Source organism: Micromonospora sp. CNZ297, from assembly GCF_007827625.1.
Genome location: NZ_VISU01000004.1, coordinates 1 through 19422 on the forward strand (window position 1 = coordinate 1; position 19422 = coordinate 19422).

Below are 19422 nucleotides of genomic sequence, written 5' to 3' on the forward strand. Positions count from 1 at the left end.
ACCCCCCGGATCATCCGAACGACAGGGGCAGGAAGTCATACCGGGCCGGGCGACCGAGGAGTCCCCGGCTGGGGACGATCAAAAAGGTAACGGGCAGGTCGGGTCAGCTCTGGGCTCGGGCTCCGTTTGTGGCCGGGTCGACCGGGGCGGCGTCCAGGCCGGAGATCCAGCCGGTGACGTCACGCGCCACGTCCTGGGCGGTCAGCCGCAGGTCGGCCAGGATCTGCGCGCGGCTGCCGTGCGGGTGCCAGTCGGCCGCTACGCCGAGGTCCTTGACCGGTACGCGGACGTCGGCGTCGCGCATCGCCTGGGCCAGCGCCGAGCCGACGCCGCCGATGCGTACGCCGTCCTCCACGGTGACCACGAGCCGGTGCGCGGATGCCAGCTCGACCAGTTCGGCCGGCACCGGGCGCACCCAGCGCGGGTCGACCACTGTCACGCCGTAGCCCTGCTCGGCGACCCGGGCGGCGACCTCGACGCCGAGGCCGGCGAACGAGCCGACCGCTACCAGCAGCACGTCGGTACGCGCCGACTCGGCCAGCACGTCGACCGGGCCGACCCGGCGTACGGCCGGCAGGTCGGCGGCGACGGTGCCGGTCGGGAAGCGCAGGATGGTCGGGCCGTCGTCCACGGCGACCGCCTCGCGCAGCTCCTCGCGCAGCGTGGCCGAGTCGCGGGGCGCGGCGATCCGCAGGCCGGGCACCACGCCGAAGACCGACATGTCCCAGATGCCGTAGTGGCTGGGCCCGTCCGGGCCGGTGATGCCGGCCCGGTCCAGCACGAACGTGACCGGCAGCTTGTGCATGGCCACGTCCAGCAGGACCTGGTCGAACGCCCGGTTGAGGAACGTGGCGTAGACCGCGACCACCGGGTGCAGCCCGCCCATGGCGAGGCCGGCGGCGGAGGTGGCCGCGTGCTGCTCGGCGATGCCCACGTCGTACACCCGCTCCGGGTACTTGCGGGCGAGCGTGGCGATGCCGGTGGGCTCGGCCATGGCGGCGGTGATGCCGACCACGTCGGGACGCTCGTCGGCGATCGCGACCAGCTCGTCGGCGAAGACGTTCGTCCACTTCACCGACGGCACGGCGAGCAGCTTGCCGGTCTCGGCGTCGAACGCGCCGGGGCCGTGCAGGCAGTCGGCCTCGTCGTCCTCGGCGGGACGGTAGCCGTAGCCCTTGCGGGTGACCGCGTGCACGATCACCGGGCCGCCGAAGTTCTTCGCGGCGCGCAGCGCCGCCTCGACCGCCGGTACGTCGTGACCGTCGACCGGGCCGACGTACTTGATGCCGAGGTCCTCGAACATGGCCTGCGGGGCGACCGCGTCCTTGATGCCCTTCTTGACCGCGTGCAGCACCTCGTACATCGGCTTGCCGACGAACGGGGTGTTGCCGAGCGCGTCCTTGACCGTGTCGAGCACCTTCTCGTAGCCGGGGTTGAGCCGCAGCGACGACAGGTGGTCGGCGAGGCCACCGATGGTCGGCGAGTAGGACCGGCCGTTGTCGTTGACCACGATCACCAGCGGGTTGCCGGCGGTGGCGATGTTGTTCAGCGCCTCCCAGCACATGCCGCCGGTGAGCGCGCCGTCGCCGACCACGGCGACAACTGAGCGCTTCTCGCCGCGCAGCGCGTACGCCTTGGCCAGGCCGTCGGCGTACGACAGGGCGGTGGAGGCGTGCGAGTTCTCGATCAGGTCGTGCTCGCTCTCCGCCTGGCTGGGGTAGCCGGAGAGGCCACCGCGCTGGCGGAGCTTGTCGAAGCCCTCCTGCCGGCCGGTGAGGATCTTGTGCACGTACGCCTGGTGGCCGGTGTCGAAGAGGAGCCGGTCACGCGGGGAGTCGAAGACCCGGTGCATCGCCAGGGTCAGCTCGACCACACCGAGGTTGGGGCCGACGTGGCCGCCGGTGCGGGAGACCTTGGCGATCAGGAAGTCACGGATCTCGGCGGCGAGGATGTCCAGCTGCTCGGCGGTCATCCGCTTCACGTCCTGCGGGCCGCGGACGGTGCCCAGCAGCCGACCGTGGTTGGCCGTGCCCTCTTCAACACTCATGACCGGAGAGTCTATCGGCCGCGGAACAGTCCGCAGCCTGGCCGTGCATCGACCCAGGTCAGGCGTCCACCACGAGCCGCCGGGGCGCGGGTGGGCGCGGCGCGGCGACGGACGGGCCCGCAGGGGTCCAGGAGCCGAGCACGGCGGCCCGGGACGCCCCGGTCACCGACGGCACCGCGCCGGGTAGCCCGTGCCAGGACAGCCAGCCCAGCAGCGCGAACGCGTACGCCTCCTTGGCCTGGGCCGGTACGCCCAGCTCGTCGGTGGTGCGCAGCCGCCAGCGTCCCGCGCCCAGGGCCGCCAGCCGCGCCCGGAGTGTGGGATTGCGCACTCCCCCGCCGGCGGCCACCACCTCGGTGACCCGGTGCCGGTCGCAGGCGTCCGCGACGGTTCGGGCGGTCAGCTCGGTGAGCGTGGCCAGCACGTCGTCGGCCGCCACCGGCTCACCCAGCCCGCTCAGCGCGGCGTCCAGGTAGCCGCCGTGGAACAGCTCCTTACCAGTCGACTTGGGCGGCGGCGCGGCATAGTACGGCTCGGCGAGCAGCCGGGCCAGCAGCGCCGCGTGCACCCGGCCGGCCGCGGCCCGCGCCCCGTCGACGTCGCAGGGCCGGTCCAGGAAGCGCCGGGCGGCGGCGTCCAGCAGCGCGTTCGCCGGGCCCACGTCGTACCCGAGGACCGGTGCCCCGGGCGCGACCACGGTGAGGTTCGCGATCCCGCCGAGGTTCAACGCGGCCCTGGCACCGGCCTCCGGGTCGAGCAGCAGCGCGTCGAACGCCGGGACCAGCGGCGCGCCCTGGCCGCCGGCCGCGACGTCCGCCGAGCGCAGGTCGTGCAGCACCGGTACGCCCACCCGGGCGGCAACCCGGGCCGGCGCGCCGAGCTGGAGCGTGCCGCGTACCCGGCCGTCCTCGACCCAGTGGAAGACCGTCTGCCCGGGCGACACCACCGCGTCGGCGGTGCCCCCGGCCAGTTCGACGCCGGCCGCCGCCGCCTCCGCGAACACCTCGCCGAGCCGGTTGTCCAGCCGGCAGACCGCCTCGATCGTGGTGGCCGCCGGGGGCAGCAGCGCGCCGATCTCGGCCCGCAGGTCGTCCGGGTACGCCAGCTCCCGGTGCCCGAGCGGCCGCAGCCGCAGCGTGTCGCCGTCGGCGGTGAACTCGGCCGCCACCACGTCCACGCCGTCGTAGGACGTGCCCGACATCAGCCCGACGATGCGCAAGGAAGGGCCCCTTCTTAACGGATCCGGTAGTGGAAGGGCCCCTTATTAACGCGATCAACGCGACCAACGCGCGGAGCCGGGGACAAGATCAACGCTGTGGAGGCAGGAACAGGCCGACCAGCTCCACGTGCTGGGTCATCGGGAACAGGTCGAAGCCGCGCAGCGCAGCCAGCCGCCACCCCGCCTCGGCGAACGTGCGCACGTCCCGGGCGAAGGCCGCCGGGTCGCAGGCCACGTAGGCGACAGCACGCGGCCCGGCGGCCACCACACCGCGGACCACCGCCGCGCCCGCGCCCGAGCGCGGCGGGTCGAGCACCACCAGGTCGACCGGCCCGGTGATCCGGCGCCGGGACAGCGCCGCCTCCACCCGCGCGGCGACCACCTCGACGGCGCGCAGGTCGGCCAGGTTCTGCCGGGCCGCGGCCACCCCGTCCGGCGCCGACTCGACGAGCGTCACCCGGGCCCCGTCGACCCGTTCCGCGAGCGCGGCGGCGAACAGGCCGGCCCCGCCGTACAGGTCCCAGGCCGTCTCCCCCGGCCGCGGGTCGAGCAGGTCGAGGACCGCGCCGGTCAGCGCGTCCGCCGCGGCCGGGTGCACCTGCCAGAACCCGGAGGCGGGCAGCGTGAAGGACCGCCCGGCCGCCGTCTCCCGGACCCGCTCCGGCCCGCTCACGGCCGTCGGAACCCCATCGGTGTACGCGACCACGGCGACGTCCCCGCCGGTGCTGGCGACCGTCTCCACCGCGTCGGCGTCGGGCCAGCGGGCACCGGTCGGCGGGAGCACCGGCAGATCCTGGATCGCCGGGTGCGCGATCAGGCACCTGTCGATCGGCACCACCTCGTGCGAACGGTGCTTGAGCAGCCCGGCCCGGCCGGCCGCGTCGACCGCGTAGCGGACCCGGGAACGCCAGCCCAGCGGCCCGCCGGGCAGCGCCTCGATGCGTACGCCGAGCGCGTCCACCTGCTCCGCGGTGAGGCCGCCCAGCCGGGTGAGCTGCTCGCGCACCACGGAGAGCTTCCAGTCGAGCTGGGCGGCCGGGGCGACGTGCTGGAGGTCGCAGCCGCCGCACCGGCCCGGACGGGCGTACGGGCACGGCGGGGTGACCCGGTCCGGCGAGGCGGTGAGGATCTCCACGGCATCGGCGCGGGCGAAGCCCCGGTGCAGTTCGGTCACCTCGGCCACCACCCGCTCACCGGGCAGCGCGTGCCGGACGAAGACCACCTGCCCGCCGACCCGGGCCACGCAGTGCCCGCCCGGCGCGACCGCGTCGACTGTCAGCTCGACCCGCTCGGCCTCCTCCAGCCCCGGCCGCTCCGCCGACGCAGGACCGGAGGGCGCAGCCGTCGGCGCGGAACCGGACCGCCCGGCCGCAGGACCGGAATGCTCGTCGCCGCTCACGGCCGCTCCTCGCGCTCGGTGCCGGGTGTGGACGCCACCGGCGGCGGCAGGGTGCTCTGCGGCGCCACCCGGGGGCCGCGCGCCGGGCCCCGGCTCAGCGTGGCGTCCAGCCGGTCCAGGTTCTTGCCGGCGGTGGACGCGAGCTGCCAGGGCACGCTGGTCACCATCACGCCCGGCTCGAACAGCAGCCGCCCCTTGAGCCGCAGCGCGCTCTGGTTGTGCAGCAGGTTCTCCCACCAGCGCCCCACCACGTACTCGGGAATGAAGACGGTGACCACGTCGCGCGGCGACTCACGGCGCACCGACGCGACGAAGTTGAGGATCGGGCGGGTGATCTCCCGGTACGGGGAGTCGATCACGGTGAGCGGCACCGGCAGCTCGCGGCGCTCCCAGTCGGCCTGGAGGTCGCGGGTGTCCTGCTCGTCCACGTTCACGGTGACCGCGGTGAGCGTGTCCGGCCGGGTGGCCCGGGCGTACGCGACGGCCCGCAGCGTCGGCTTGTGCAGCTTGCTGACCAGCACGATGGCGTGGTTGCGGGCGGGCAGCACGCCCCGCTGCTCGGTCGGCTCCAGTTCCTCGGCGATCCGGTCGTAGTGCCGGCGGATGCCGAGCATCACCACGTACATCACCGCCATCGCGACGATCGCGATCCAGGCGCCGAGCAGGAACTTGGTGGCCAGCACGATGATCAGCACCACGCCGGTCATGACCATGCCGAACGTGTTGATCGCCCGGGAACGGAGCATGCGGCGGCGCGCCTCCGGGTCGCGCTCGCGGCGCAGGTGCCGGTTCCAGTGCCGGATCATGCCGGCCTGGGAGAGCGTGAACGAGACGAACACCCCGACGATGTAGAGCTGGATGAGCTTGGTCACCTCGGCCTGGAAACCGATGATCAGCACGATCGCGAAGACGGCCAGGAAGAGGATGCCGTTGGAGAACGCGAGCCGGTCGCCGCGGGTGTGCAGCTGGCGGGGCAGGTAGCGGTCCTGCGCGAGGATCGAGCCGAGCACCGGGAAGCCGTTGAAGGCGGTGTTGGCGGCCAGGAACAGGATCAGCGCGGTCATCCCGGCGACCACGTAGAGCAGCACCGAGCCACCGCCGAACACGGTCTCGCCGAGCTGGGTGGTGACAGTCTTCTGCACGTACCCGTCCGGGCCGGAGATGATCTGCGTGCGCGGGTCCTCGACGAACTGGAGGCCGGTGAGGCGGGCCAGCCAGATGATGCCGACGAGCATGGCCACCGCGATGCCGCCGAGCAACAGCAGCGTGGTCGCCGCGTTCTTCGACTTCGGGCTCTTGAACGCCGGTACGCCGTTGGAGATCGCCTCCACGCCGGTGAGCGCGGCGCAGCCCGAGGAGAACGTCCGTAGCAGCAGGAACACCAGCGCGAACCCGGTGACGCTGTGCTCGGCCTGGATCTCCAGGCCGGCGCTCGGCGCGCGCAGGTCGTCGCCGAGCACGAAGACGCGGATCAGCCCGGTCAGCAGCATGCCGCCGATCACGATCACGAAGCCGTACGTGGGGATGGCGAAGGCGGTGCCCGACTCGCGCAGGCCGCGCAGGTTGATCGCGGTGAGCAGCACCACCGCGCTGACCGCGATGAGCACCTTGTGGGTGGCCACGAACGGCACCACCGAGCCGAGGTTCGCCACGCCGGAGGAGACCGAGACGGCGACCGTGAGCACGTAGTCGACGAGCAGCGCGCTCGCCACCGCGAGGCCGGCCTTGGGCCCGAGGTTGACAGTCGCCACCTCGTAGTCGCCACCGCCGGAGGGGTAGGCGTGCACGTTCTGCCGGTAGCTCGCCACCACCGTCAGCATGACCACGACGACCGCGAGCGCGACCCACGGCGAGAAGATGAACGCCGAGGCGCCGGCGATGGACAGCGTCAGGAGGATCTCGTCCGGGGCGTACGCCACGCTGGAGAGCGCGTCCGAGGCGAAGACCGGCAGCGCGATGCGCTTCGGCAGCAGGGTGTGCTGGAGGCGGTCGGACCGGAACGGTCGACCGAGGAGGAGTCGCTTCAGCAGCGAGGTGGGTCGGGCCACAACCGCCAAGCGTACGACCACCGGGTCCGGGGCGCTGGGGTGGTCGATCTCCCCCGCGTGCGGCCGCGCGGTACGGTTCGGTCCCCCGTCCGGCAGGGGGACGTGGCAGGCTCGCAGACGACGGGTCGGCGGGCGGCGCCGTGGGAGGAGCGGACACCGTGCATGTGGTGATCATGGGCTGCGGGCGGGTCGGGTCGACCCTGGCGCACAGCCTGGAGTCGCGTGGACACTCGGTGGCGGTGATCGACCAGGACGCGGACGCGTTCCGCCGTCTCGGGCCCGACTTCGCCGGCATCACCGTCACCGGTGCGGGCTTCGACGGCGAGGTGCTGCGTCAGGCCGGCATCGAACGGGCCGACGCGTTCGCGGCGGTGTCCAGCGGCGACAACTCCAACATCATCTCGGCCCGGCTGGCCCGGGAGACGTTCGGCGTGTCCCGGGTCGCGGCCCGCATCTACGACCAGCGCCGCGCCCAGGTCTACGAGCGGCTCGGCATCCCCACCGTGGCGACCGTCCGGTGGACCGCCGACCGGATGCTGCGCCACCTCGTCCCCGAGGGCAACGTGGAGATCTTCCGCGACCCGACGAGCACCGTCTCGATCATCGAGGTGCCGGTGCACAAGGACTGGATCGGCCGTCCGCTGCGGCAGCTGGAGCAGGCAGTCGGTGCCCGGGTGGCCTACCTGAACCGGTTCGGGATCGGCACGCTGCCCACCGCCTCCACGGTGATCCAGGAGGGCGACCAGGTCTACATGCTGGTGACCGACGACATCAACGGCCCGGTCACGTCGGTGGCGGCGGCGCCGCCGGAAGGGGGGCACTGAGCCATGCGGATCGCCATCGCGGGCGCCGGCAACGTGGGCCGCTCGATCGCCCAGGAGCTGATCGACAACGGCCATCAGGTGATGCTGATCGAGCGGCAGCCGAAGATGCTGCGGCCCGACCGGGTGCCGGCCGCGGACTGGGTGCTCGCCGACGCGTGCGAGCTGGCCAGCCTGGAGGAGGCCGACGTGGCCGGGTGCGACGTGGTGGTGGCCGCCACCGGCGACGACAAGGTCAACCTGGTGGTGTCGCTGCTGGCCAAGACCGAGTTCGCGGTGCCCCGCGTGGTGGCCCGGGTCAACCGGGCGGAGAACGAGTGGCTGTTCACCGAGCAGTGGGGCGTGGACGTCGCGGTGAGCAAGCCGCGGGTGATGGCGGCGCTGGTCGAGGAGGCGGTCACCGTCGGCGACCTGGTCCGGCTGATGACGTTCCGGCAGGGCGAGGCGAACCTGGTCGAGATCACGCTGCCGCCGACCGCGCCCTACGTGGGGCAGGCGATCCACGCGGTGCCGATCCCCCGGGACGCGGCGCTGGTGGCGATCGTGCGCGGCAAGCGGGTGCTGGTGCCGACCCCGGACGACCCGATCGAGGCCGGCGACGAGCTGGTGTTCGTCTGCACTGCGGCGGTGGAGGACGACGTGCGCGCGGTGATCCTCGGCCCGCCCAGCGCGGACCGGCACCGCGACCGTGCCTGAGGCGGCGGCGTCAGGAGCCTGGTAACGGGGTGGGTGCGGTCTCCCGGGTGACCCGGCGCACCACCCACACCGTGATCAGCAGCAGCAGCGCGTACGGCGGGTAGCCCAGGGCGAGCCGGGCCACGCCGAGCGCGGTGTCCTGGTGGGCCAGGTAGAGCCCGGCCTGTACGCCGACCTTGGCCAGCCACACCACGCCCCACAGCACGGTGAGCTGGGTGAAGGTGCGTACCAGCTTGGGGTCGTCGCGCCACTCGGAGCGGCCCTTGGCGACCAGCACCGACCAGATCCAGCCGACCAGCGGCTGCCGGATCGCGGCCGACAGCAGCAGCGCCAGGCCGTACCCGATGCCGTAGAGGATGCCCGGCAGGTAGAAGTCGCGCTCGTCGCCGGTGCGCAGCGCCAGCAGCGCGCCGACGCCGACGCCGAACAGCCCGTTGACCGCGTGCCGCACCGGCTTGCGCTGGGCCAGCCGCAGCCCGGCGATCAGCAGCGCCACCACCACCGAGGCGTACACGGCGGGGCGCAGCTCGCCGATCACGTTGGCGATCACGAAGACGACCACCGGGATGCTCGACTCGACCAGCCCGCGCCATCCGCCGAGCTGGTCGGCCATCTGCTCGGCGAGGCTGGGCAGCCGCTCCTCGTCCTGCGGGCCGAGACCCGACGGGGTGTGCTGCTGTCCGGTCGTCACTTCGGCGACTCCAGCTCGTAGTACGGGTTGTAGATCACCTTGCGGTCGTCGCGCACCGCCACCCGGCCGCGCGCGGTCAGGTGCCGGCCCGGCTCGATCCCGGAGATGTGCCGGCGGCCCAGCCAGACCAGCGTCACCACGTCGTTGCCGTCGTAGAGGTCGGCTTCCAGCGTGGGCAGGTTCGTGCGGGGCGTGTAGACGACGGTACGCAGCCGCCCGGCCACCGACACCACCTGACCCCTGTTGCACTGGTGGGCGGGCGTGCCGCCGGACTCGGCGCTCTCTCGGCGCAGCTCCTGCGCCTCGATCTCGGCCTCGCTCGCGGTGAGCCGGTGCAGGAGCCGCCGCAGCGACCCCCGGCTCTCGTCGGTCGTCATGACCTCCGCGTCACCCTCTCCACAGCGGGGCCCCGCGGGCGGCGGAACCGTCCCGCCAGCGTACGCGCAGTGGCCGCCCGGCGGGAGCGGCGTGGCGCGTACCGCCGGCCGGGACCGGACACGCCGCGGGCCCGGCGCCGGTACGACGCCGGGCCCGGGCACGTGTGGATCAGACCTCCTGCGAGTCGGCGGCCTGCTGCTCGGCGACCTCGCGGGGCAGCCGCAGCGGCAGCGGCTCGCGCACCGGCTTGGCCTCCTGGCCGCGGTCGACGACCAGGCCGTCCAGGCAGGCCGCGAGCGGGCCGGCGGCGGCCGGGTCGGTGGCGGCCGCGCCCTGGAAGACGCCGCGCACCATCCAGCGTGGGCCGTCGATGCCGACGAACCGCAGGTCGGTCGGCCCGTCCGGGGTAACCACGCGGGCACGCAGCTCGGGCCCGTGCTCCCCCTCGACCTCCTGGGCGGTCGCGCCGTCGCTGACGAGCGACTGGCGGATCTCCTCGCGCACCTCGTCCCAGATGCCCTCGGAGCGGGGCGCGGCGAAGACGCCGAGCTGGAGCGCGTTCTGGCCGTGCACCAGCACGACCTGCTGGATCACGCCCTGCGGGTCGGCCTGGACCCGCACCTCGACGTCCGGCACCGCCGGGATCCGCAGGCTGCCCAGGTCGAGGCGAGGCGCCTCCGGGGCCTCGCTGACGTCGTACGGGCCGCGGTCCGGCGCCGACGGGGTCTCCTCGGCGTCGAGGACCCCATTGTCACGCGCCTCGTCGGCCCGCTTCCGGGAGAAGATCACTGCGCCCACCCTCCGCTGTTCACACTCACCCTGCCACCTCTTCGCTCTGCCCGCCGGACGGCGCCGGGACCAGCCCGGCGTGCCCGCCGGTGGACCCGTGCCCGCCCGTGCCACGCCGGGACTCGGGCAGCTCGGCCACCGGCCGGAACTCGGCCCGGGCGACCCGCTGGACCACGAGCTGCGCGATGCGGTCACCCCGGCTGATCTTGGCCGGCGTGTCCCGATCGTGGTTGATCAGGTTGACCAGGATCTCACCCCGGTAGCCGGCGTCGACCGTACCGGGCGCGTTGAGCACCGTCACGCCGAGTCTGGCCGCGAGTCCGGATCGGGGGTGCACCAGCCCGACGTAGCCGTCCGGCAGCGCCACCGCCACGCCCGTGGGCACCAGGGCCCGGCCGCCGGGGGGCAGCTCGACGTCCGCGGCGGCCACCAGGTCCGCACCGGCGTCGCCGGGATGGGCGTACGCCGGCAGTGGCAGCTCCGGGTCGAGCAGCCGCACGGGCACGGGTACGACGTCTGTCACGGTCATCCTCTTCCGTCCGGTCCTGCGGGGTGCCCCTGCCATCCTGCCGGTTGCCGGGCCGCTCGCGCGCCGTACCCTCGTCTGTGTGCGTCAGTCGTCATCTCCGGCCGCCCCGACGGCCACCGCCGCGCCGTACGCGGAGCGTCTCGGGCTGCCCTGGTGGGCCTGGCCGGCCGGGCTGGCCGCGGCCGGTCTGCTCGCGGTCGAGCTCTGGATGGGCGCGACCGGGGTGCGCGCCTGGCTGCCGTTCGTGCTGCTGATCCCCGCTGCGGTGGCCGCACTGTGGTGGCTGGGCCGGATCCGGGTCGAGGTGCGTGACGGCGAGCTGCGGGTCGACGACGCCCACCTGCCGGTGCGGTACGTCGCGGACGTGGTGCCGCTGGACGCGGCCGGCCGGCGCGAGGTGCTCGGCGTCGGCTCCGACCCGCTCGCCTTCGTGGTGCAGCGGCCGTGGATCGGTGGCGCGGTGCAGGTGGTGCTGGACGACCCGGCCGACCCGACGCCGTTCTGGGTGGTCAGCACGCGGCACCCGGTCCAGCTGGCGACCGCCCTGCTGGCCGCCCGCGACGCGGCCTGACCGTCCACCGCGGCCCACCGCGACCCGGCCCGGCCCGGCCCGGGACCGGTCAGGACGGCGCCTCCGGCAGGGCACGCGCGGTACGCCGCAGGTCCTTGCGCAGTTGCTCGCCGAGCGCGCGGGTGGCCCGGCGGTTGAGGTAGCCGGCCACGGCGGCGCCGGTCAGGAACGGCCCGAGCGTGGTGAGGTTGCGCCCGAATCGGCGCATCAGGCTGTCCCGCAGTTCCCGGCGGGCGGCGGTGCCGAGCACCGCGCTCACCCCGACGCCCGGCATCATCGGGTTGACCCCTCGCTGGGTGGCCCAGGACTGCACGAGCGCCACGGCACGGCCGGTGCCGCCGGCCGGCAGCGGCACCCGGTGGACCTCGTGCAGCTCCCCGATCAGTTTCAGCTCGATCGCCACCACGGCCACCGTCTCGGCGGCCAGCAGGACGGGAGCGGAGAGCAGGGTGGGCGTGACCGCCCATTCGACGGCGGCGACCCCGCCGCCCGCGGCACCGACTCCGGCGGTGGCGCGGGACGCGTTGCGGACCAGCCGGTCGGCGAGCGCCTCGTCGTCCAGGCCGGGAAAGTGCCGCCGCAGCGTGGCGAGGTCGCGGATCGGCACGTGCGGGGCGACCTCGGCGACCGTGTCGGTCATCCAGCGCACCGCCGCGCGGGGCTTGAACAGGTCGGTGATCCCGCGGGCGCGGGCCTGCCCGACCAGCCGGGTCAGCAGTTGCCGCCGGCGGGCGGGCGCGATGTCGTCGGCGGTCAGGGCGGCGACGGTGGCGCCCAGCTCCGCGGTGTCCGGGCTGTCCGGGCCCGGTACGTCCGGGCCGGGCTTGTCCGGGCCGGCTTCTTCGCTGCGCTCGCTCACCCGTCCGCCCTCCTGCTCCGCGCGGCGTGGCAGCCGCCCGTACGAGTCAAGCAGCTCCCGGCCGAGCGCGCACGGCGGCGGCTCGAACAGCGGCGGCCCCGTCGAGGAGGCCGCCGCTGGTGTCCCCGGTCGGGATCAGACGCACTCGCGGCAGATCAGGTCGCCGTTGCGCTCGACCGCCAGCTGGCTGCGGTGGTGGACCAGGAAGCAGCGGGCGCACCGGAACTCGTCCTGCTGCATCGGGAGGACCTTGACCGTGAGCTCCTCGTCGGCCAGATCGGCGCCGGGCAGCTCGAAGCTCTCGGCCACCTCGGCCTCGTCGACGTCCACGGCGCCCGACTGTGAGTCGACCCGCCGGGCCTTGAGCTCTTCCAGGCTGTCCTCGCCGAGGTCGACCTCGTCGCGACGCGGGGCGTCGTAGTCGGTGGCCATCGGTTTCACTCTCCAATATCGATATTGTCGCTGCCGGTTGTAACGCCGGACGACGCCGTTTCGGTTCCCCTGACCGGCCACCATCTCTGTCGGGCACCCGACCCGAAGAGCGGTGGGCCGGGCTCGCCGGTGCGAAATGCCCCCGGTGAGCGCGGAACCTTACCCCCCCTGTGGGCGAGGCATGTATACCGCCCTCGCGGGAGAGATGTACGCCTCTGCGCCCGAAGTTGTTCCCAATGTGACTCAGGCGACACGAAGATAGGGGTAGTCCTACCGGTTCACCGCGTGGCGCGCCGGTATGTCGGACTGTTTCCACGCCTGAGCCGGACAAGCGTTAACCTCAGCGGCGTACTGGACGGCCGACAGGTCGCGGCCCGACCGCGTCGCCCGCCACCACCCAATCACTGTCCGGGGAGCGCCCAGGATGAGTTTTGCGCGAGTGCGGGCACTCGTTGTCGTCGGACTGCTGGCGGTCGTCGCCCTGGTCTTCGTGGTCGTCGCCGTGCTGAAGGACAGTCAGGGCACAGCCGGTACGGCGGCCGCCTGCCCCGATGGCTGGCCGCTGGTCGACCTGCGCCTGCGGGAACAGAAGGACGTCAAGATCAACGTCTACAACGCCACCGACGAGGCCGGCCGGGCCGGCAGCGTCGCGGACGACTTCCGCAACCGCAAGTTCCAGGTCAAGAAGGTCGGCAACGAGACCAAGGCGTTCGACGGCGTGGCCGAGCTGCGGTTCGGGCCCAAGGCCGTGGGCTCGGCGCACCTGCTGCGCGCGTACTTCCTCAACGAGGCCAACCAGAAGTTCGACCCCAAGCGCAAGGACGACGTCGTCGACGTGGTGCTGGGCAACCAGTTCCAGCAGCTCGCCACCACCACCGAGGTCAACCAGTCGCTCGGCGACCTGGGCGCACCGCAGGCGCCGACCGGCACCTGCCCGATGCCGATCGAGAAGTAGGCGACGGGCGCACCGACGGCACAGGGCGGTCTCCCCCGGGGAGGCCGCCCTGTCGCGTGTCCGGCGCCGTCACGGCCCGCCCGAGGCGTCCAGGTCGGCCAGCCGGTCGTGCAGCGGCCCGTGCAGCACCGGCGGCGCGGCGAGCACCAGGTCCGGGCCGGCCGGGAGGCCGGACAGGCCGGTCACCAGCAGCCCGGCCTCCCGGGCGACCAGCCCGCCCGCGGCCAGGTCCCAGTCGGCCAGACCCTTCTCGTAGTACGCGTCCACCCGCCCCTCGGCGGCCAGGCAGAGGTCGAGCGCGGCGGCGCCCATCCGGCGGATGTCCCGGATGTGCGGGATCAGCTCGGTCACCACCCGCGCCTGGTGGGCCCGGCGGTCGGCGTCGTAGCCGAACCCGGTGGCGACGAGCGCCTGCCCGAGGTCGGTGGCGGCGGAGCCGTGCAGCCGCTGCCCGTCGCGCCAGGCGCCGCCGCCGAGCGTCGCGGTCCACTCCTCGCCGGTGACGATGTTGCGGACCACACCGGCGACCACCTCACCGGCCACCTCGGCGGCCAGCGAGACGGCGCAGTACGGCAGCCCGTACAGGTAGTTCACGGTTCCGTCGATCGGGTCGAGGATCCAGCGCACGCCGTCGGGGCCGGCCGGGCCGGTCTCGCCCGCGCCGTACTCCTCGCCCAGCACGGCATCGCCGGGCCGGCGCTGCCGCAGCGCGGCGACCACCTGCCGCTCCACCGCCCGGTCGGCGGCGGTGACCACGTCGGTCACCGTGCTCTTGGTCGCGGCCACCGAGACGCCCTCGACCCGCATCCGGTACGCGGTGGTGGCGGCCTCCCGGGCCACATCGACAGCGATCGTGAGCAACTCCCGCGCCGTGGGCGTCGAGATGATCATGTCTCTCCCCTTCCGGCACGATCGGGACCGGCCGTCTCGTGCGCGGGTATCATCCTTACAAAGTCCACATCTGCGCCGAATCTGCGGTCCCGGACCGCAGGTCCGCCGTGCGGCGCGGGATGATCGCGGCAGACGGCGTTACAATTCACCCTGCCCACGCGCCACGGACCGCCAGCGACCGGACGGCCCGGGACACGGGGGTCCTCAACGACTCGCCCGGCGCGGCCGTCCCATGCTGCGCCGGACGACCCGGCCGTGCTCGCTCTTTCGCCTCCGGAAGGTCTTCGTGACAGATCCCCGCCAGACCGGCGCCGACGTTCGCTCGCTCACCGACACCCTGATCGCCCACGCGCAGAGCGCCGGCGGCCAGCTCACGTCGGCCCAGCTCGCGCGCACCGTCGAGTCCGCTGAGGTGACCCCGGCCCAGGCCAAGAAGATCCTCCGCGCACTCTCCGAGGCGGGCGTGACGGTGGTGGTGGACGGCTCGGCGAGCACCCGCCGCCGCGTCGCCGCCGCCCGGTCCGCCACCCCGGCCTCCCGCGCGACCACGGCCAAGACCACCAAGAAGGCCGCCGCGCCCGCCCCCAAGCAGGCGCCCGCCGCCGAGGAGTCGCCCGCCCCGGCCCCCCGGAAGGCGACCGCGCGCAAGGCCACCACCGCCGACGTGGCCAAGGCCGCAGCCCCGGCGAAGGCCACCAAGACGACCCGCGCCACCAAGGCCACCGTGGCGGCGAAGACCGCAGCGGCCAAGCCGGCCAAGGCCGGCGGCAAGGGCGAGGGCCCCGACGGCGAGATCGATCCGGAGGAGCTGGCCGCCGAGATCGAGGACGTGGTGGTCGAGGAGCCGGCCGAGCTGACCCAGGCCGCCGAGGCCGACGCGGCCAGCTCCGCCACCGACAACGACTTCGAGTGGGACGACGAGGAGTCCGAGGCGCTGAAGCAGGCGCGCCGGGACGCCGAGCTGACCGCCTCCGCCGACTCCGTGCGGGCGTACCTGAAGCAGATCGGCAAGGTGCCGCTGCTCAACGCCGAGCAGGAGGTCGAGCTGGCCAAGCGGATCGAGGCCGGCCTCTACGCCGCCGAGCGGCTGCGCGCCGCCGACGAGGGCGAGGAGAAGCTGGTCCGCGACCTCCAGCGCGACCTGATGTGGATCTCGCGGGACGGCGAGCGCGCCAAGAACCACCTGCTGGAGGCGAACCTGCGGCTCGTGGTCTCGCTGGCCAAGCGCTACACCGGCCGTGGCATGGCCTTCCTCGACCTCATCCAGGAGGGCAACCTCGGCCTCATCCGCGCGGTCGAGAAGTTCGACTACACCAAGGGCTACAAGTTCTCCACCTACGCCACCTGGTGGATCCGCCAGGCCATCACCCGCGCCATGGCCGACCAGGCCCGCACCATCCGCATCCCGGTGCACATGGTCGAGGTGATCAACAAGCTCGGCCGCATCCAGCGCGAGCTGCTCCAGGACCTGGGCCGTGAGCCCACCCCGGAGGAGCTGGCCAAGGAGATGGACATCACACCGGAGAAGGTGCTGGAGATCCAGCAGTACGCCCGGGAGCCCATCTCGCTCGACCAGACCATCGGCGACGAGGGTGACAGCCAGCTCGGCGACTTCATCGAGGACTCCGAAGCGGTCGTCGCGGTCGACGCGGTGTCGTTCTCGCTGCTGCAGGACCAGCTCCAGCAGGTCCTGCAGACGTTGTCCGAGCGTGAGGCGGGCGTGGTGCGCCTGCGTTTCGGCCTCACCGACGGCCAGCCGCGCACTCTGGACGAGATCGGCCAGGTGTACGGCGTGACCCGGGAACGCATCCGGCAGATCGAATCCAAGACCATGTCCAAGTTGCGGCACCCCTCGCGTTCCCAGGTGCTCCGCGACTACCTGGACTGACCGCGTACGTCAACAAATCGTGCCGGTTTGATCACCAGCCGTAGAACACTCTTTGGTGATCGTTCGGTTGCCTGTTTGTGATCGTTGACGTGGCACCCTTGGTGCACGGCACACTGTCCTCCACGCCAGGTGTGACCTCGGTCCCCCGCGGGCACACAGGGAAGGCAGGGCCCGAGATGGGTGTTGCACGATAGGTGAGCAACCGAAGAGAGTGTTCATCGGTGACGACCAGAGGAGGAAGGCGATGACCCCGACCCTCACGCCGCCGCCCGAGACGGTGAGCCCCCCGGCCGCCGATGAACGGTGCGACCGCTGCAATGCTGCCGGCAAGCTCCGCATCACTCTGGCGGGTGGGAGTGAGCTGGTGTTCTGTGGGCACCACGCGAACAAGTACGCGGAGGATCTCGTGAAGATCACCGTGCGGTACGCGTCGGACCCGGAGTTCAGCTGGCGAGGCGCCGATCTCATGGCGAACTGAGGTCCGACAAGAAGTCCACAACCCGACATGACCGGCCGGAGGCACCCGCAAGGGGAGCCTCCGGCCGGTTTTTCGTGCCGGGTGCCAACGGTGCGCGACGGTGTTAAGAAGGGGCCCCTGCTCTACCGGAGGCGTTAACAGGGGGCCCTTCCTTACAGGGTCTGCACGGTGGCGATGCGCTCCTCGAGCTGCTCGATCGTCGCCTGCGCGCTGGGCGGGCCGCCGCAGATCCGGCGCAGCTCGGCATGGATCTTGCCGTGCGGCTGGCCGGTGTGGTGGTGCCGGGCGGCCACCAGAGCGTTCAGCTGCCGCCGTAGCGCCACCCGGCGCTGGGCGGCACTCATCGGTGGGGGCGCCGCCGCCGGGGCCGCAGCGGCCGGCTCAGCGGTCCGCTGGGCGGCGCGGCGCTTCTGCGCGGCGAGCTGCTCGGCCTGCCGCTTGGTCAGCAGCAGCGAGACCTGGTCGGCGGTGAGCAGACCGGGCAGACCGAGGTATTCCTCCTCCTCGGGCGTGCCGGCCTGGGCGGCGGTGCCGAACGAGGCACCGTCGAAGATCACCTGGTCCAGCTCGGCGGTCGCGGAGAGCGCCGCGAAGTGCTTCTCCAGCTCCCCGCTGGCGCCGTCGTCGCGCTGGGCGCGCTCCAGCAGGTCGTCGTCGAAGCCCTCGCGGTCCTTCGGCTTGCCGAGCACGTGGTCCCGCTCGGCCTCCATCTCGCTGGCGAGCCCGAGCAGGTGCGGCACGCTGGGCAGGAACACCGACGCGGTCTCGCCGGAGCGGCGGGCCCGGACGAACCGGCCGATCGCCTGCGCGAAGTACAGCGGGGTGCTGGCACTCGTCGCGTACACGCCGACGGCCAGGCGGGGGATGTCGACGCCCTCGGACACCATCCGCACCGCGACCAGCCACCGCTGCTGGGAGGCGGCGAACGTCGCGATCCGCGCGGACGCGCCCTGGTCGTCGGAGAGCACCACGGCGGCCTTCTCACCGGTCACCTGCTCCAGCAGCTTCGCGTACGAGCGGGCCACCTGCTGGTCGCTGGCGATGACCAGGCCGCCCGCGTCGGGCATGCCGTTGGCGCGCAGCACGGTCAGGCGGGCGTCGGCGGCGCGCAGCACCTGCGGCATCCAGTCGCCGGCCGGGTCCAGCGCGGTACGCCACGCCTGGGCGATCAGGTCCTGCGTCATCGGCTCACCGAGGCGGGCGGCCAGCTCCTCGCCGGCGTTCGTGCGCCAGCGGGTCTCCCCCGAGTACGCCAGGAACAGCACCGGCCGGACCACGCCCTCGCGCAGCGCGTCGGAGTAGCCGTAGACCGAGTCGGCGCGGGAGCGCAGCAGCCCGTCGCCGCCGCGCTCGTAGCTGACGAACGGGATCGGGTTGTCGTCGGAGCGGAACGGCGTACCGGTGAGCATCAGCCGGCGTACCGCGGGCTCGAACGCCGCCTTCACGCCGTCGCCCCAGGTACGCGAGTCGCCGGCGTGGTGGATCTCGTCGAGGATGACGAGCGTGCGCCGGGTCATGGTGCGCCGCCGGTGCACCTGCGGCGCCATGCCCACCTGGGCGTAGGTGACCACGGCGCCGTGGAAGTCGGCGGCGGAGTGCAGGTCGGCGTTGCGGAACGCGGCGTCGAGCTGGATGCCGACCCGTGCGGCGGCCTGCGCCCACTGGGTCTTCAGGTGCTCGGTCGGCGCGACCACGGTGACCGCCTCGACGGTGCCGTCGGCGAGCAGCTCGGCGGCGATCCGCAGCGCGAACGTGGTCTTACCGGCGCCCGGCGTGGCGACCGCTGTGAAGTCCTCGGTCCGGCGGCGCAGGTACTCCACCAGCGCCTTGCGTTGCCAGGCGCGCAGGGGCGGGAACGTGTCGAGCGCCGGCATCCGCGGTGGCACGCGTAGCTCCTCTCCGCCGCGGACGGCGGCGGGCCCGACCGGGGCCACGGGAGCCGCCGCCCATGAAAACGCCCTCGCGCATCCGTGCCGCGAAGGCCGGTTCAGCATAACCAGCGCGGACCGTACGCCCCACTCGACGCCACGCCTGTCACATCCGCCCACCCCGGCGCGGATCGGGTCAGGGCAGTGGTCCCCGGGTGCCGGTGCGCGGCGGCCGCAGCGTCGCCACCGGGGCGGACCAGCGGCGGCGCAGCGCGATCAGGCGCAGCCCGAACACCAGCAGCGCGGCGCCGGTGAGCGGTACGGCGGTGGCCTGTCCGCACGCCGACAGCAGCGCCACCGCGATCGAGCCGGCGAGCGCCGCGAGCGCGTAGATCTCCCGGCGCAGCACCACCGGGATCTCGCCGGTGAGCAGGTCCCGGCCGAGCCCGCCGCCGATCGCGGTGAGCATGCCGATCATGCAGGCGCCGACCGCCGGCACGGCGGCGTCGAGGGCCTTGAGCGTGCCGGTGACTGTGAACAGGCCGAGACCCGCCGCGTCCAGCACCAGCACTGTGGTGCGCAGCCGGGCGAGCTGGGGGTGCAGCCAGAACACGGCCGCGGCGACGACTGCGGCGGTGGCGGCGTAGCGCCAGTCGGCGAACGCCAGCGGGGGCACCTCGTCGATGGCCAGGTCGCGGAGGATACCGCCGCCGAGCGCGGCGACCACGCCGACGAAGACCACCCCGAACAGGTCGAGCCGTTTCGCCACCGCCGCGGAGGCGCCGGAGGCGGCGAAGACCGCCACGCCGGTGAGGTCGGCGAGCAGGAGGGCGGTGGAGGTGGTCACCGCCGCAGGTTACGTG

At 73.3% G+C, this 19422-nt stretch carries 19 protein-coding genes; 6 read left to right on the top strand and 13 right to left on the bottom strand.

Features of this window, described 5'->3' with window-relative positions; genetic code table 11:
- Positions 1-103: 103 nt before the first annotated feature.
- The 4 genes from dxs to FB454_RS08850 all read right to left on the bottom strand — a co-directional run bounded on the left by dxs (position 104) and on the right by FB454_RS08850 (position 6713).
- Entirely contained in the window at positions 104-2047 is a 1944-nt protein-coding gene (dxs, locus tag FB454_RS08835; protein ID WP_013474513.1) for a 1-deoxy-D-xylulose-5-phosphate synthase, read from the bottom strand.
- A gap of 58 nt (positions 2048-2105) precedes the next feature.
- Positions 2106-3266, bottom strand: coding sequence for an anhydro-N-acetylmuramic acid kinase (locus FB454_RS08840; protein ID WP_145754653.1), 1161 nt, complete (start codon positions 3264-3266; stop codon positions 2106-2108).
- Between the two features lie 88 nt (positions 3267-3354).
- Entirely contained in the window at positions 3355-4569 is a 1215-nt protein-coding gene (locus tag FB454_RS08845; protein WP_145822888.1) for a TRAM domain-containing protein, read from the bottom strand.
- A 92-nt stretch (positions 4570-4661) separates the two neighbouring features.
- Complete coding sequence (locus tag FB454_RS08850) at positions 4662-6713, bottom strand: APC family permease (protein WP_013474510.1); 2052 nt, start codon at positions 6711-6713, stop codon at positions 4662-4664.
- Between the two features lie 158 nt (positions 6714-6871).
- Between FB454_RS08850 and FB454_RS08855 the strand changes: the two genes are divergently transcribed.
- Both FB454_RS08855 and FB454_RS08860 read left to right on the top strand, forming a co-directional pair.
- Entirely contained in the window at positions 6872-7537 is a 666-nt protein-coding gene (locus FB454_RS08855) for a potassium channel family protein (protein ID WP_013284798.1), read from the top strand.
- A gap of 3 nt (positions 7538-7540) precedes the next feature.
- The gene (locus FB454_RS08860; protein ID WP_013284797.1) at positions 7541-8230 is read left to right on the top strand and encodes a potassium channel family protein; all 690 of its coding nucleotides are present in this window, start codon (positions 7541-7543) and stop codon (positions 8228-8230) included.
- A 10-nt stretch (positions 8231-8240) separates the two neighbouring features.
- Here FB454_RS08860 and FB454_RS08865 read toward each other — a convergent pair whose 3' ends face one another.
- From FB454_RS08865 to dut, 4 genes are all read right to left on the bottom strand, one after another.
- On the bottom strand, positions 8241-8921 hold the full coding sequence (locus FB454_RS08865) for a DUF3159 domain-containing protein (protein WP_145822801.1): 681 nt from the start codon (positions 8919-8921) through the stop codon (positions 8241-8243).
- Positions 8918-9298, bottom strand: coding sequence for an OB-fold nucleic acid binding domain-containing protein (locus FB454_RS08870; protein ID WP_013474509.1), 381 nt, complete (start codon positions 9296-9298; stop codon positions 8918-8920). The genes FB454_RS08865 and FB454_RS08870 overlap by 4 nt, the downstream gene beginning before the upstream one ends.
- A gap of 169 nt (positions 9299-9467) precedes the next feature.
- A complete protein-coding gene (locus tag FB454_RS08875; protein ID WP_145822802.1) occupies positions 9468-10088 on the bottom strand; it encodes a DUF3710 domain-containing protein in 621 nt (206 codons plus the stop codon).
- A 25-nt stretch (positions 10089-10113) separates the two neighbouring features.
- Entirely contained in the window at positions 10114-10611 is a 498-nt protein-coding gene (gene dut / locus FB454_RS08880; RefSeq protein WP_030274559.1) for a dUTP diphosphatase, read from the bottom strand.
- Between the two features lie 85 nt (positions 10612-10696).
- Here dut and FB454_RS08885 point away from each other — a divergent pair, with 85 nt between their 5' ends.
- The gene (locus FB454_RS08885) at positions 10697-11188 is read left to right on the top strand and encodes a DUF3093 domain-containing protein (RefSeq protein WP_013284792.1); all 492 of its coding nucleotides are present in this window, start codon (positions 10697-10699) and stop codon (positions 11186-11188) included.
- Between the two features lie 49 nt (positions 11189-11237).
- Here FB454_RS08885 and FB454_RS08890 read toward each other — a convergent pair whose 3' ends face one another.
- Positions 11238-12047 carry a hypothetical protein gene (locus tag FB454_RS08890; RefSeq protein WP_145822803.1) on the bottom strand — a complete coding sequence of 270 codons (810 nt, stop codon included), beginning with the start codon at positions 12045-12047 and terminating at the stop codon, positions 11238-11240.
- 135 nt (positions 12048-12182) lie between these two features.
- Positions 12183-12479: a DUF4193 domain-containing protein gene (locus tag FB454_RS08895; protein WP_013284790.1), complete on the bottom strand. Its 297-nt coding sequence runs from the start codon at positions 12477-12479 to the stop codon at positions 12183-12185.
- Positions 12480-12918: 439 nt separating this feature from the next.
- On the opposite strand from FB454_RS08895, the gene FB454_RS08900 reads away from it, so the two are divergent.
- The gene (locus tag FB454_RS08900; protein ID WP_030274563.1) at positions 12919-13434 is read left to right on the top strand and encodes a LytR C-terminal domain-containing protein; all 516 of its coding nucleotides are present in this window, start codon (positions 12919-12921) and stop codon (positions 13432-13434) included.
- Between the two features lie 69 nt (positions 13435-13503).
- Here FB454_RS08900 and FB454_RS08905 read toward each other — a convergent pair whose 3' ends face one another.
- Positions 13504-14325: an inositol monophosphatase family protein gene (locus FB454_RS08905; protein WP_071096249.1), complete on the bottom strand. Its 822-nt coding sequence runs from the start codon at positions 14323-14325 to the stop codon at positions 13504-13506.
- A 286-nt stretch (positions 14326-14611) separates the two neighbouring features.
- Between FB454_RS08905 and FB454_RS08910 the strand changes: the two genes are divergently transcribed.
- Both FB454_RS08910 and FB454_RS08915 read left to right on the top strand, forming a co-directional pair.
- A complete protein-coding gene (locus FB454_RS08910; RefSeq protein ID WP_041784477.1) occupies positions 14612-16213 on the top strand; it encodes an RNA polymerase sigma factor in 1602 nt (533 codons plus the stop codon).
- 244 nt (positions 16214-16457) lie between these two features.
- Positions 16458-16691 (top strand): DUF7455 domain-containing protein, encoded by a 234-nt coding sequence (locus tag FB454_RS08915; RefSeq protein WP_013284786.1) that lies wholly within the window; start codon positions 16458-16460, stop codon positions 16689-16691.
- 152 nt (positions 16692-16843) lie between these two features.
- Here the strand turns inward: FB454_RS08915 and FB454_RS08920 are convergent, their stop codons facing one another.
- Together FB454_RS08920 and FB454_RS08925 are read right to left on the bottom strand one after the other, a co-directional pair.
- A complete protein-coding gene (locus FB454_RS08920) occupies positions 16844-18565 on the bottom strand; it encodes a DEAD/DEAH box helicase (protein ID WP_145822889.1) in 1722 nt (573 codons plus the stop codon).
- A gap of 190 nt (positions 18566-18755) precedes the next feature.
- A complete protein-coding gene (locus FB454_RS08925; RefSeq protein WP_145822804.1) occupies positions 18756-19406 on the bottom strand; it encodes a TRIC cation channel family protein in 651 nt (216 codons plus the stop codon).
- Positions 19407-19422 lie beyond the last annotated feature (16 nt).

Coding starts and splice junctions, on each gene's coding strand:
- FB454_RS08920 (WP_145822889.1), bottom strand. CDS start 18,565: ATGCCGGCGCTCGACACGTTCCCGCCCCTGCGCGCCTGGCAACGCAAG.
- FB454_RS08915 (WP_013284786.1), top strand. CDS start 16,458: ATGACCCCGACCCTCACGCCGCCGCCCGAGACGGTGAGCCCCCCGGCC.
- FB454_RS08870 (WP_013474509.1), bottom strand. CDS start 9,298: ATGACGACCGACGAGAGCCGGGGGTCGCTGCGGCGGCTCCTGCACCGG.
- FB454_RS08905 (WP_071096249.1), bottom strand. CDS start 14,325: ATGATCATCTCGACGCCCACGGCGCGGGAGTTGCTCACGATCGCTGTC.
- FB454_RS08895 (WP_013284790.1), bottom strand. CDS start 12,479: ATGGCCACCGACTACGACGCCCCGCGTCGCGACGAGGTCGACCTCGGC.
- FB454_RS08860 (WP_013284797.1), top strand. CDS start 7,541: ATGCGGATCGCCATCGCGGGCGCCGGCAACGTGGGCCGCTCGATCGCC.
- dxs (WP_013474513.1), bottom strand. CDS start 2,047: ATGAGTGTTGAAGAGGGCACGGCCAACCACGGTCGGCTGCTGGGCACC.